The sequence below is a fragment of the Ruegeria sp. CDSC052 genome (assembly GCF_059610685.1).
This window is the reverse complement of sequence record NZ_JBXWOB010000011.1, coordinates 40,277-53,488: the sequence shown is the minus strand read 5'-3', so window position 1 is coordinate 53,488 and position 13,212 is coordinate 40,277. Positions and strand designations below refer to the sequence as shown.

14 protein-coding genes are annotated in these 13,212 nt (G+C 57.0%); 11 read left to right on the top strand and 3 right to left on the bottom strand.

Annotated features, from left to right (window positions below):
* The first annotated feature begins 74 nt into the window (after positions 1 to 74).
* The 10 genes from AC2FIM_RS15895 (at position 75) to smpB (ending at position 8,271) form a co-directional block, all read left to right on the top strand.
* A complete protein-coding gene (locus AC2FIM_RS15895) occupies positions 75 to 1,442 on the top strand; it encodes an MFS transporter (protein WP_496708258.1) in 1,368 nt (455 codons plus the stop codon).
* A complete protein-coding gene (gene mepA / locus AC2FIM_RS15890; protein ID WP_496708246.1) occupies positions 1,439 to 2,302 on the top strand; it encodes a penicillin-insensitive murein endopeptidase in 864 nt (287 codons plus the stop codon). Before AC2FIM_RS15895 ends, mepA begins: the two co-directional genes overlap by 4 nt.
* Positions 2,275 to 3,159 carry an esterase-like activity of phytase family protein gene (locus tag AC2FIM_RS15885; protein WP_496708247.1) on the top strand — a complete coding sequence of 295 codons (885 nt, stop codon included), beginning with the start codon at positions 2,275 to 2,277 and terminating at the stop codon, positions 3,157 to 3,159. The genes mepA and AC2FIM_RS15885 overlap by 28 nt, the downstream gene beginning before the upstream one ends.
* 91 nt (positions 3,160 to 3,250) lie before the next feature.
* Complete coding sequence (locus AC2FIM_RS15880) at positions 3,251 to 3,895, top strand: queuosine precursor transporter (RefSeq protein WP_496678444.1); 645 nt, start codon at positions 3,251 to 3,253, stop codon at positions 3,893 to 3,895.
* Positions 3,896 to 4,157: 262 nt separating this feature from the next.
* The gene (arfB, locus tag AC2FIM_RS15875) at positions 4,158 to 4,577 is read left to right on the top strand and encodes an alternative ribosome rescue aminoacyl-tRNA hydrolase ArfB (protein WP_496678443.1); all 420 of its coding nucleotides are present in this window, start codon (positions 4,158 to 4,160) and stop codon (positions 4,575 to 4,577) included.
* Positions 4,578 to 4,636: 59 nt separating this feature from the next.
* A complete protein-coding gene (locus tag AC2FIM_RS15870; protein WP_496678442.1) occupies positions 4,637 to 5,383 on the top strand; it encodes an SDR family oxidoreductase in 747 nt (248 codons plus the stop codon).
* A gap of 82 nt (positions 5,384 to 5,465) precedes the next feature.
* A complete protein-coding gene (locus AC2FIM_RS15865; RefSeq protein ID WP_271951844.1) occupies positions 5,466 to 6,479 on the top strand; it encodes a P1 family peptidase in 1,014 nt (337 codons plus the stop codon).
* A gap of 113 nt (positions 6,480 to 6,592) precedes the next feature.
* Positions 6,593 to 7,006: a c-type cytochrome gene (locus AC2FIM_RS15860; RefSeq protein ID WP_142638581.1), complete on the top strand. Its 414-nt coding sequence runs from the start codon at positions 6,593 to 6,595 to the stop codon at positions 7,004 to 7,006.
* Between the two features lie 199 nt (positions 7,007 to 7,205).
* A complete protein-coding gene (gene idi, locus AC2FIM_RS15855; RefSeq protein WP_271951847.1) occupies positions 7,206 to 7,748 on the top strand; it encodes an isopentenyl-diphosphate Delta-isomerase in 543 nt (180 codons plus the stop codon).
* Between the two features lie 46 nt (positions 7,749 to 7,794).
* Positions 7,795 to 8,271 (top strand): SsrA-binding protein SmpB, encoded by a 477-nt coding sequence (gene smpB / locus AC2FIM_RS15850; protein WP_271951849.1) that lies wholly within the window; start codon positions 7,795 to 7,797, stop codon positions 8,269 to 8,271.
* Positions 8,272 to 8,420: 149 nt separating this feature from the next.
* On the opposite strand, the gene AC2FIM_RS15845 is transcribed toward smpB, so the two are convergent.
* Both AC2FIM_RS15845 and AC2FIM_RS15840 read right to left on the bottom strand, forming a co-directional pair.
* Positions 8,421 to 9,323, bottom strand: coding sequence for a DUF302 domain-containing protein (locus tag AC2FIM_RS15845; protein ID WP_142640381.1), 903 nt, complete (start codon positions 9,321 to 9,323; stop codon positions 8,421 to 8,423).
* On the bottom strand, positions 9,320 to 9,703 hold the full coding sequence (locus AC2FIM_RS15840; protein WP_142640380.1) for a DUF4345 domain-containing protein: 384 nt from the start codon (positions 9,701 to 9,703) through the stop codon (positions 9,320 to 9,322). Before AC2FIM_RS15840 ends, AC2FIM_RS15845 begins: the two co-directional genes overlap by 4 nt.
* Positions 9,704 to 9,880: 177 nt before the next feature.
* On the opposite strand from AC2FIM_RS15840, the gene AC2FIM_RS15835 reads away from it, so the two are divergent.
* Positions 9,881 to 11,443 carry an arylsulfatase gene (locus tag AC2FIM_RS15835; RefSeq protein ID WP_142640379.1) on the top strand — a complete coding sequence of 521 codons (1,563 nt, stop codon included), beginning with the start codon at positions 9,881 to 9,883 and terminating at the stop codon, positions 11,441 to 11,443.
* A 280-nt stretch (positions 11,444 to 11,723) separates the two neighbouring features.
* On the opposite strand, the gene glpK is transcribed toward AC2FIM_RS15835, so the two are convergent.
* A complete protein-coding gene (glpK, locus tag AC2FIM_RS15830; RefSeq protein ID WP_496678438.1) occupies positions 11,724 to 13,202 on the bottom strand; it encodes a glycerol kinase GlpK in 1,479 nt (492 codons plus the stop codon).
* Between the last annotated feature and the right edge of the window lie 10 nt (positions 13,203 to 13,212).

Here is a 13,212-nt window from a genome sequence, read left to right as displayed (position 1 = left end):
CCGCGCCAACAGAACGCTTGCGAATTGAGCCAAAGCCCCGTCTTATGATGCCAACAATAAAAAACGGGGCAGGTATGGCAGAGATTTCCAAGCGCAAACGCATCTGGGGCTGGTGGTTCTTCGACTGGGCAAGTCAGCCCTATCACACGCTGTTGGTGACCTTTGTTTTTGGGCCCTATTTTGCCGGGGTAGCTGCCGAGTATTATCTGAACGCCGGTCTGGGTTCCGATGCCGCAGACGCACGGGCGCAGACGGTGTGGGCGAACTGCATGACCATCGTGGGGCTGATCATCGCCTTTGGTGCCCCGCTGATGGGGGCGATGGCGGATGTTTCGGGCCGTCGTATACCATGGATATTCGGCTTTTCCATCATGTACGCGGTGGGCTCTGCTGCGCTGTGGTACACGTTGCCGGACGGGTCAAACATGTGGCTGATGCTGTCGGCCTTTGGCCTGGGTTTTGTCGGGGCGGAATACGCGCTGATCTTCGCCAATTCTCAGCTGCCCGATCTGGGTGATGACAGTGAGGTGGGCGAGATATCGGGTTCGGGCTTTGCCTTTGGCTATTTCGGCGGGCTTATCTCGCTGGCAATCATGCTGGCCCTGTTTGTTGAGCAGGGTAATGGCAAGACCCTGATCGGCATGGACCCTGTTTTTGGTCTGGACGCCGCAGCACGCGAAGGCACGCGATTTGTCGGGCCGTTCACCGCCGTGTGGTTCATTCTGTTCATGATCCCCTATTTCCTGTGGGTGCGCGACGATCCAGATGTCGAAAAGAAAGGCAGCGTCAAAGAGGCGCTGCAGCTGCTGGTCAAATCAGTCTCTAACCTGCGCAATCGCGTCAGTCTGGCCAGCTATCTGGGCTCGTCCATGTTCTATCGAGACGCATTGAACGGGCTGTATATCTTTGGCGGGGTTTATGCGGGGCTGGTGCTGGAATGGGATCTGATCAAGATCGGCAAATTCGGGATTGTCAGCGTTCTGGCCGCGGCAGCCTTTGCCTGGCTTGGCGGCAAGCTGGACAAGAAATACGGCCCCAAACCTGTCATTCTGGTTGCGATCTGGGTGCTGATCTTTGTCTGTATCACCGTCGTGATGATGGACCGGACCCAGATCTACGGTATCGCCCTGCCCGAAGGGTCGGGCCTGCCGGATCTGGTGTTCTTTGGTTGCGGTGTTCTGATCGGCGGCATGGGGGGTATCCTACAATCGGCCAGCCGTTCTCTGATGGTGCGCCACACCGATCCCGCTGCCCCGGTCGAGAGCTTTGGCCTGTATGGCTTGTCCGGCCGCGCCACCGCATTTGCGGCCCCTTTGTTGATCGGGATTGCCACAACCCTGACCGGTAGTGCGCGACTGGGGGTGTCACCCATAGTTCTGTTGTTTATTCTGGGACTGTTCCTAATGCGCTGGGTGAAACCGGAAGGGGATCAGAGCAGATGATTTTATTACGTTTTTTCGCGGTCATTGCCGCAATCACATTCGCCGGTACCGCAGGTTCCGAGCCGCTGGCCAAGCAGTTATTCGGAGGCCAAAAGCAAAGTTCACAACAAAAACCGGCCGCTTTCGGCAGTTATTCGCGCGGCTGTGCGGCGGGGGCGGTACAACTGCCCGAAACCGGACCCACCTGGCAGGCTATGCGCCTGTCACGCAACCGCAACTGGGGCCATCCGCAGGCGATCGACTATGTCCAGGATCTGAGCCGGTTTGCGGCCAAGCAGTCAGGATGGAATGGTCTCTATATAGGCGATATCAGCCAGCCGCGCGGCGGGCCGATGACATCGGGCCACCGCAGCCATCAGCTGGGTCTGGACATCGATATCTGGATGCTGCCCGGTGACAACATGCGTCTTTCCCGCAAGGCGCGCGAGAATATCTCTTCGATTTCCCTGCGCCGCTCGAACGGTGCCTTTGTCAACGGCAGCTGGACCAAACAGCATCACGCAGTGCTGCGTGAGGCCGCAAAAGACAAGCGCGTGGCTCGGATATTCGTCTTTCCCGGTGCCAAGGTGCAGATGTGCAATGACGAAAAGGGAAACCGCGCCTACCTGCGTAAAATCCGGCCGTGGTGGGGCCATCACTATCATTTCCACGTGCGGTTGGCCTGCCCCAGAGGATCAAGCGGCTGCGTGAACCAGGATCCGCCGCCCAAGGGTGATGGTTGCGCCGAAGCACAGCAATGGGTGAACAACATCCTCAACCCACCACCGCCCGATCCAAACGCGCCAGCACCCAAGAAGCGACGCGAATACCGGATGGCCGATCTGCCCAAGCAATGCACAAACGTCTTGCAATCCAACTGATCGCGGCGCTGCTGCTGACAGGTATGGTCTGGGCGGAGGGGGTAAAGCCTGCCGCTTTTCTGAACAATTTTGCATGGCGATATCAGGCGGATTGGTTCGGCGGATATTCGGGCATTCACATCTTTGACGGTGGGACCCGCATGATCGCGCTGAGTGATCGTGCAACGATGTTGGACGCTCGTATTGATCGAAACGAGGATGAGATTACTGGCATCGAGATCCAGCGGCACTGGCCCATCCTGTCCAGCACCGGCAAGGTTCTGGTGGGCACAGCGGGCGATTCCGAAGGCCTGGCAATCGCCCCTGACGGTGGGGTCTATATCTCATTCGAGGGGGTGCACCGGGTGGCTTATTATTCCGATCCGACCGGCCCGGCGCAGGTTCTGCCACGCCCCAAAGCCTTTGAGGTTCTTGACCATAACGGCTCGTTCGAGGGGCTGGCCATTGACGGGCTTGGGCGGCTGTACACCCTGACCGAAAAGAGCCGTACCGTATCGGGGGACATACCGGTATATCGTTGGGATGGTCAGTCGTGGTCGACACCTTTTGTCCTGCCGCAACGGGGCAAGTTCCTGCCAGTAGCCGCGGATTTCGGCCCCGACGGGCGGTTCTATGTGCTGGAACGATCGGTGTCCCTGACAGGCTTTCGGTCGCAGCTCAGGCGTTGGGAACTGAATGGTGACACACCGCAATCCGAAGAGATCTTGCTGCAAACCGCGCGTGGGACGCATGACAACCTCGAAGGCCTGTCGGTCTGGCGTGACGATCAGGGAAGGTTGCGGGTTACGATGATTTCGGATGACAATTTTCTGGCCCTTCAGCGGACGGAACTGGTGGAATATCTGCTGCCCGATTGACAGGCCTGAAACAAAGGTCTAAACGCACGGCTTGCCTTGGGATAGTCCCTTGGCCAAGTCGCCGCTACCTTGTCAAAACGGGCATCAAAATATGCAACGCGCTTTTATTCCCGGCATCCTTGCCATGGCCACCATCGTTGTGGCTTCGAACATTCTGGTCCAGTTCCTGATCCTTGACGGGCTGTTGACCTGGGGTGCTTTCACCTATCCGCTGGCCTTTCTGGTCACCGACATCATGAACCGCGTCTATGGTGTGGCAACCGCCCGCAAGGTCGTGTTTGCCGGATTCGTCACCGGCATCATCTGCTCGCTGATCGGCAGCCAAATCATTCTGCAGGGCGACGGGTTCACCTATGCCGCTGTGCCGCTGCGGATCGCTGTTGCCTCTGGCACTGCTTTCCTGATCGCCCAGCTGACCGATGTCACCGTGTTCAATGCAATGCGCGGGGGTCGCTGGTGGCGCGCACCGCTGGTCTCGACTCTAGTGGGTTCGGCGCTGGATACAGCATTGTTCTTCACTATCGCCTTTTCGGCCTCGATCGCGATCTTCGGCGCCAATGCCGACGCTGCGATCAGCTGGGCGTGGGAGCCTGTTCCCTTCATGCTGTCTGGCCCGATGGCACCCCTGTGGGTCACGCTGGCCTTTGCCGACTGGCTGGTAAAGTTGTCGTTGGCGCTGGCGGCGCTGATCCCCTTCAAGGTGATCGTTGCGCGCCTGACCGGGCAGCCCGTTTAAAAAACGCTTTGAGAATGGCACAACTTGTGTCACCATCCTTGCTAACCGCAACAGATAGAAAAGGAGGTGATCCAGTGTCAAGAAAGAGATTGGAGAGAGGTGTTGGAACAACCGGGGGGATTGCCTGTTAGGGCAGCCCTTGGCGGAGCGCTCGCTCCGGCTGGTCGATTGATCTAACCGACCCAACCTCCTGAACTTTCGAAGGGCCGTCCTGCTAGGGCGGCCCTTTTTGTTTCCGCGCAGCACTTGTAAGGTCCGCCCCATGTTGCGGATCAATGACGATATCACCCTGCAAGACTGGGAAATGACCGAAAGCTTTGTGCGCTCTTCCGGCCCTGGCGGGCAGAACGTGAACAAGGTTTCGACCGCAGTCGAGTTGCGGTTCGAAGCGGCGCGCTCGCCCTCACTGCCTGATCCGGTCAAGGCGCAGCTGAAACGGTTGGCTGGGCGGCGCTGGACCAAAGAGGGCGCGATCATCATCCAGTGCGAGGAAACGCGTAGCCAGGCCCGCAACCGCGAGATTGCGCGGGTGCGATTGGCCGAACTGATCACCCGCGCGCTTGTCAAACCCAAACGGCGTATCGCCACCAAGCCCACCTATGGCTCGGTCAAACGTCGATTGGCCGCCAAAAAGGCCCGTTCGGACGTCAAATCTCTGCGCGGCAGGGTCGACGAAGATTGATCTGGTAACTTCTTTGCGCCTTGCTACTCTGCCCTGACAGGCGACAAGGAGGCAAAGCCATGAGGTTGGAGGGAAAAACCGCAATCGTAACAGGCGGCGCGTCCGGGTTCGGTGCCGGTATCGCGCAGAAGTTCATTGCAGAGGGCGCACGCGTGATGATCGCGGATATCAACGGCGCTGCGGCCCGCGAAATGGCAGAAACGCTGGGCGCGCAGGCCATCGCGCAGCAGGTTGATGTGGCCAGCACGGCATCGGTTCAGGAAATGGCGGACACCGCCCACGACGCCTTTGGCGGGCTCGACATCCTGGTCAACAATGCCGGAGTGACCCATCTGCCGACCCCGCTCGAAGACGTCTCCGAAGAGGATTTCGACCGTGTCTTCAAAGTGAACATGAAATCCGTCTATCTGACCGCCCGCGCCTTTGTGCCGATGATGAAGGCACGCGGAACCGGGGCGATCCTGAACGTCGCCTCAACCGCCGGGCTGTCCCCGCGCCCCAACCTGAACTGGTATAACGCCTCCAAGGGCTGGATGATCACCGCAACCAAGACCATGGCGGTGGAACTTGCTCCGTCCGGCGTGCGTGTCAACGCGATCTGCCCTGTGGCTGGGGAAACGCCGCTGCTGAAATCCTTCATGGGCGAAGACACCCCCGAGATTCGCGCCAAATTCCTGTCGACCATCCCATTGGGTCGCTTCTCGACTCCCGAAGACATGGCCAATGCAGCCCTCTTCCTGTGCTCGGACGAGGCCAGCATGATCACCGGCACAGCATTGGAAGTGGACGGTGGTCGATGCATCTGATCCGCTCTTCATCTGGCCAAAAATACCTCCGCCGGAGGCAGCGCGCGTCTGCGCGCTTTCCAGCCCTAGACCAAAGACAAAAATGACCCCCGGACCCAAGAACCTGATCACCGATATCCCCGGTTTGAAAGTCGGTAACGCGCAGGATGATGCACTGAAATCCGGTGCCACGGTCCTGACAGCAGAATCCCCCTTCATGGCCTCGGTTCACGTCATGGGCGGCGCACCCGGAACGCGGGAAACCGACCTGCTGGCCCCCGACAAATCGGTGGACCGCGTTGATGCGATCGTGCTGTCTGGTGGCTCGGCTTTCGGGTTGGACGCCTGCTCAGGGGTTACGGATGGTTTGCGGGCCGACGGGCGCGGCTTTGCTGTCGGGAATGCGATTGTGCCCATCGTGCCGGGAGCAATTCTGTTCGATTTACTCAATGGCGGCGATAAAACTTGGTCCGAGAATCCATACCGCGCTCTCGGAAAGGCAGCCTACCACGCTGCCGCAGAACGTTTTGCGCTCGGTTCAGTCGGGGCAGGAACCGGCGCATTGGCGGCTATGCAAAAAGGTGGCCTGGGTTCTGCATCGTTGGTTCTGGACGACGGCATCACTGTAGGCGCGCTTGTGGCAGCCAATCCGGTCGGCAGCGTCACGACACCTGGGGATCGCCACTTTTGGGCGGCGCCATTCGAGATCGGCAACGAATTTGGCGGCCTGGGGCCAGACCTCTCATCGGGTCAAGCACAGATTCAGCAAAGCCGCAAAGCTCTAGCTATGGGGCAGGTTGACCCGGACCGGGCCAACACGGCCATTGCAATTGTCGCAACTGATGCAGCGTTAACCAAGACACAGTGCCACCGCCTGGCGGTGACAGCTCATGATGGCATCGCTCGCGCGATTGTGCCTGCGCATACTTCACAAGATGGTGATCTGGTTTTCGGCATCAGCACCTCCGGTCAAGCTGTTGACCCAAGCGTGCTGCCTATGATCGCGCATGCAGCCTCGGTTTGCCTGTCGCGGGCGATCGCCCGTGCGATTTATCTGGCGACACCCAGTGCAGGCGATCTTCTGCCCTGTTGGGCAGACGTACATGACTTAAGTTAAGGACGACCCGATCCCGGCTGTGACACAGTGCCATCGCGCGGCAATCTGCGCGTTGACTCTCTGCCGCGCCAGAGGTCCTTTCTGTGCAGCCAATTCGTATCGGAGCAAAAGTTATGAATCGTATCCTCGCGACCGCAATTGCCGGCCTACTGGCCCTTCCAGTCTATGCTGAAGGTGACACCGAAGCTGGCAAGAAAGCCTTCAACAAATGCAAATCCTGCCATCTGATTGCTGATCCCGATGGCGAGGTGATCGTAAAGGGCGGAAAAACCGGCCCGAACCTCTATGGGGTTGCAGGCCGTACTGCTGGGACGGTCGAAGGGTTCAAATACGGTGACAGCATTGTCGAAGCCGGTGAAAACGGCTTGGTCTGGGACGAGGCAACTTTTGTCGAATATGCCCAGGACCCCAAAGCCTTCCTGCAATCCTATCTGGATCAGACCTCGGCCAAGTCCAAAATGACCTTCAAGCTGAAAAAGGGCGCTGAGGACGTTTACGCCTATATCGTCAGTGTTTCGGGCGAATAACCTGGGAAACCACGCAATCGGTAAGACCAGAAAAGGCCGCAGCCCCTGCGGCCTTTCGTGCGGTTGATAACCGGATCAATAGACGCCAGTTTGGAATCGCGTGGTGCATTGCCCGCTTTGCACCACAGCCAAGCCTATCAGGCCAAAGCTATTCCGGAATTCCCGGTCGCCCAGGCGGATCGGCAGCAGGAGACGACAAATGGGAATCATGATCCCGGCCTGGGTTGATGGTGAATTGACCCCCGTTGAAAAGCTTGAAGCCCATGAAAAGGGTCTGCGGCACAAAGCGGTGTCGGTCTTTGTTGTGCGCGGCACCGAGATTTTGCTGCAGCGCCGGGCGATGGGCAAATACCACACGCCGGGTCTTTGGGCGAATACCTGCTGCACCCATCCTGACTGGGGTGAGATGCCCTCGGTCTGTGCAGTGCGTCGCCTGCAAGAGGAACTGGGGATCACCGGGTTGTACCCCGAATATCGTCACCGTTTGGAATATCACGCCGATGTCGGCAATTCGCTGATCGAGCATGAGGTGGTAGACGTATTCCTGGCCCATGTTCGAGGACCACTGAAGATCGAGCCGAACCCCGAGGAAGTGATGGATATCCGCTGGATCGACTACCACGATCTGCTGGCCGAGGTGCAGCGCCATCCTGACCGGTTTACGCCTTGGCTGAAAATCTATCTGCACAACCACGCCGACACGATTTTCGGCCCCGATCTGATTATCTCGGCCAAATCCTGATGCACCTGCTTGCAAGGTCCGCCCAAGGGGCATAAATCAACCCGTCATGGCCAAGCAGAAGACAGACCCGAATTACAAAGTCATCGCCGAAAACCGGCGCGCCCGCTTCGATTACGCGATCGAAGAGGATATCGAGTGCGGCATCATTCTGCACGGGTCCGAGGTCAAATCCCTGCGGGCAGGCGGGTCGAACATCGCCGAAAGCTATGCCACGGTTGATGACGGAGAGCTGTGGTTGGTCAACAGCTATGTCGCCCCTTACGAACAGGCCAAGGTCTTCAAACACGAAGAACGTCGTCGCCGTAAGTTGTTGGTGTCGCGCAAAGAGCTGTCAAATCTGTGGAACGCGACCCAACGCAAAGGCATGACGCTTGTGCCGCTGGTCCTGTATTTCAACCACAAGGGCCTGGCCAAGATTAAGATCGGCATCGCCAAGGGTAAGAAAAACCACGACAAGCGCGAAACCCAGGCCAAGCGCGACTGGTCACGGCAAAAGCAACGCTTACTGAAAGATCACAGCTAAAGGCGCTCGATTATCGGTTGTCAGATGGATTTGATCCTCGCGTTCTCAATCAGGCTACCGGGGCTGTGTCACAGATACAGCAGATGTCCGGTTAGAGCCCAAAGCAGCCTTTGCAAATCGATGCAAATCACTTCCGTTGCTTGTCACTTTCAGTCTTTGGTTGCGGCCAAACTCTTCTGTTCGAGTGCTTTTTTGAATGTGGCTGTAAGCCGCTCGTTCAACGCGTGGTGAGGTTTAGCAGATGAACCGTAGTGCAATTCTGCCAACGCGGCGATGTCGTTAAATATCACCACAGACCCTCCATTTTCGCCTGCATATACAAGAAGTTTCTGGCAAAATGCATCCAAACCAATTGCGGGGAAATCCGCCATTGCAACGCCGCCCGGCGCTGGCCCCCCAAAGAGAAGCAAGACAGCGTCAGGTAGCGTGACGCCATGCTTGTAGGCTTGCTTGGCGAAATCGATTTCACCAAACCAGACCGTATCGTCCTGTGCCGTCACAATCCTGGTCAGGTTTGATACTGCTTCAGCGACGCTAAGTGGGGAGGTCAGTTCGATAATGCCGAAGTCTGGGGTCAATCCATCTGTAGGTGCCGGTGTTGCGCCTGCACCATCCACTACCGCGTTAAGTCGGATCCCAAAGTTGTTGAGTGATTGCTGGTTGTCTAAAGAATGCCGGATCTTCAAAAATTCTGCGTTCGTATAAATGTCCTTGGCGGTTCCATCCTGCGCAAAGGACAACACCCGAAACGGCAGGTCTAAGCCTGCTCTGACATTGTCGCTCAGGATCGATGTGTTGATACTCGGGTCCGAAAATATTTGAACCCGTGACGGCGGCATCTCAACACCTTCTGCTGCTGCTAACCGCGCATGATCAATTGTCACAACTGAGTTGAACCCGGCGTCTTCCACTGCGCGCTCAATGGCAGCAAAACTGTTATCTACAGCCGCCTCGGCTGAGGACGCATATGCTTCGGACCCTCCGGTCAGCACCAGAGATGCTGCAACGAGACTAAATTGACAATGATGGATTAGATTTTTCAGGTCTTTCATTTGCTTTCCCCATTTTTGAGCAAGAGCATGAGTGACAGAGCAGCAAAAACCAGTTCGGCTATCAGATAAAATACCAGTATTGCCCCCGGCAGACCATCCAACAGGATGCTCAAAGCACGGCCGCCAGCAAGCCCTGCCATGAACAGAAAAAGTACCCACAGCGCGGACCGCTGCAACTTCGGCTTTGTCGACGCAACCAACCAAAACAGTGCGTTCGCCAGATAGAGGCCCATGATGGCGCGGAAGACATGCGTTTGGTTTACACCTTCGACGGGAAAACCCAACAGATAGGTTACGGAAGCCGACGGCATGAGGCCGTAAGATAACGCTATGGGCACAAGGCCCAAGGCAGCCAGGATCAATAACGAGCGTTCTGTCATGATACCGTTCCCATGGTTTCGATGTTGTTGGAGCGTCGCCTACTAACCCAGTATGGCACCCCCCTCCAACGGTATAAAGGATAGTATCTTATTCAGAAGTATAGATTATTGAAATGTAGTGTGGTCACCTAGTCGCGCTGTGGATAGGCTGCGGAAAGTAAAAAGGCGGAGGGACAAATGAAAACATTAGCGGCAATGACACTTGGGCTGTGTATCGTAGGGTCTAGCGTTTGGAGTGACGAAAGTGAGCGCCCAAACATACTCGTGATTATGGCTGACGACGTAGGATGGGCAAGCCTCGGCGTTTACCATGGGGGTATCAAAAGTATCGAGACCCCAAATCTCGACCAGCTTGCTTCCGAAGGTGTACGCCTGACGGATTACTATGCTGAACCCAGTTGTACGGCGGGTCGGTCGGCATTCATGACAGGACAAATGCCTATTCGAACAGGTATGCACACTGTTGGTCTCCCGGGCGATCCAGTTGGGTTGCACCCCGATGATCCCACGCTGCCAATGTTTTTGAAGAAATTGGGCTATACCACGGGTCAGTTTGGCAAAAATCATCTTGGAGACCTGAATGAGTTTTTGCCTACCACCAAGGGCTTCGACGAATATTGGGGTTGGTTGTATCACTTGAACGCAATGGAATACACAAGTGACCCAGACTGGCCCGATGACCCGGAATTCGTGGCGCAGTTCGGTCCACGTAACATCATCCATTCGTACGCTACCGAAGAAGACGACGAAACGATCGACCCTCGTTTTGGTAAAGTTGGAAAACAACGCATTGTCGATGATGGGCCCGCCCCACCAGAACGGCAAGCGACCTTGGACGATGAGGTAACAAATCACACCAAAGACTTCATTTCTCGCGCGGTAGAAGCAGATACTCCATTCTTCGTGTGGATGGCTCCGGCACGGGCTCATGTCTGGACACATCTTAGTCCCAAGTATGAGGCGATGCTTGGTGACGGTCGCGGTCTGCAAGATGTCATTATGAAAGAACTGGATGACAACGTCGGGAAAGTCTTAGCTCATCTGGTCGACCTTGGAGTGTCCGACAATACTATCGTCATGTTCACCGCGGACAATGGTCCGGAGACGCTGACGTGGCCGGATGGAGGCACGACACCCTTTCATGGCGAGAAAGGAACGACTTGGGAGGGCGGTTTCCGCGTCCCGGCGGTCATCAGGTGGCCCGGCAAGATCCCCGAAGGGCAGGTGTTGAACGGTATTTTCAGCGGCTTGGACTGGATGCCAACATTTGTTGCTGCTGCGGGTGGTCCGGCGGACCTCAAAGAGAAACTGTTAGAAGGTTATGAAGGCTTCAAAGTCCACGTCGATGGCTACAATCAACTTCCTTATCTGAGCGGAGAAGCGGAAGAGAGCAGCCGTCGGGAACTGCTCTACTACCAGGGAACGGACCTTCAAGCTGTGCGCTATAATGATTGGAAAGCTCATTTCGTAGTTCAAAACCATGGATGGTCTGGCCCAAAAGAAGAGTTGGTAGCTCCGTTGCTCTATAACTTGCGCAGAGACCCGTATGAGAAAGCAGCTGATGAAAGTGGCATGTATGTCCGTTGGATGGGAGAAAAAATGTGGGCGTTCGGGCCCGCCGCACGCATTGTGCAATCGCACTTGGCGACCTTCCAAGACTTCCCGCCGCGAGGACGACCGGTAGCAAATCAGAGCCACGTAGAAGAACAAACTTCCAAGGAAGGTGGCATGTCTCAGTAGAAAACTGAACTTCCACTATTCAAATGCAGGGCGAGCTTTCGTTGGACACAGCCGCAAGCTCGCCTTTGTGAAACTACATTTTTGGCGACCCAAACGGGTCATTACTTTGAGTAAATGGCCGACACTTTCTGATTTTTGTAAATGGCGGTTTTGTCCGCTCTACCGACATTGACCATCAGCCTAACTCGCAGCACTGACTTGCCGTAGAAATTCACCGTTCGCACAGGTGGCCCCATAAGAACCCAACTTTGAACAAAGCAGAGCCCAAATGCGGCAGCGATCAGAACGCCATGGCCGCCTGAACAGCGCGTTGCCAGCGGTCATAGGCGGCGTCGCGTTCCTCTGCGGATAGTTTGGGTTCGAACCGGCGATCCAGCGCCCAGGTTTCCGCGAATTCCTGTTGATCAGGGTAGATGCCCGCGCGCATACCGGCCAGCCAAGCCGCGCCCAGAGCGGTGGTTTCTTGCATCACGGGTCGGTCGACCTCGGCGCCGAGGTAATCCGACAGGCCTTGCATCGCCCAATCAGATGCGCTGGCACCGCCGTCGACGCGTAAGATGACATCGGTATCTGCGCCCCAATCGCCCTGCATGGCATGCCACAGGTCTCGGGTCTGATAGGCGATGCTTTCCAGTGTTGCCTTGGCAAATTCTGCCCGCCCGGAATTGCGGGTCAGGCCAAAGACCGCGCCCCGACAATCTGGTTTCCAATAGGGCGCGCCCAATCCGGTAAACGCGGGCACCAGCACAACATGCTGGTTGGGGTCGGCCTGCTGCGCCAGCTCGCCGCTTTCCGGGGCGGTTTCGATGATCTGCAGCGCATCGCGCAGCCATTGCACCGCGGCCCCTGCGACAAAAATCGAACCCTCAAGCGCATAGGTTTTTTGCCCGTCCAACTGATAGGCAATCGTTGTCAGCAGGCGGTTCTTCGAGGCGACCGGCTGAGGCCCGGTATTCAACAGCGCAAAACACCCCGTCCCATAGGTCGATTTCATCATGCCGGGCTGAAAACAGGCCTGCCCGATGGTCGCGGCCTGCTGATCGCCCGCAACACCCAGAATCGGGATATTTCCCCCAATCAGAGTCGTTTTTCCGAAATCCGAGGCGCAATCCTGTACCTCGGGCAGCATGGACATGGGCACATCCAACAGATCGCAGATCTCGGTGCTCCAACAGCCTTTGTGGATGTCGAACAGCAGTGTGCGGGCAGCGTTGGTGGCGTCTGTCACGTGGTTGCAGCCTTCGGTCAGGCGCCAGATCAGGAAACTGTCGATGGTGCCGAACAGTAGATCGCCTGCCTCGGCGCGGTCGCGGGCGCCGGGGACATTATCCAGTAGCCATTTGACTTTGGTGCCCGAAAAATACGGGTCCAGCAACAGCCCGGTCTGCTGGGTCACGTCATCCTCGCAACCGGCCTGCTTGTAGCGGGCGCAGATATCGGCGGTGCGTCGATCCTGCCAGACGATTGCGTTGTGGATAGGCTCGCCGGTCTGTTTATCCCAGACCACGGTTGTTTCACGCTGGTTGGTGATGCCGATACCGGCAATCTGATCGGGGGTTGCGCCAACGCTCTGCATCACCTCGCGGCAGACACGTAGGACGCTGTCCCAGATTTCCTCGGGATCGTGTTCGACCCAGCCTTCTTGTGGGAAATGCTGCGTGAATTCATGCTGCGCGGTGCCTGCCCGTTGCATGTCCGCGTCGAACAGAATGGCCCGTGATGATGTGGTGCCCTGATCAATGGCAAGAATATAGGTCACGCCTGCGCCC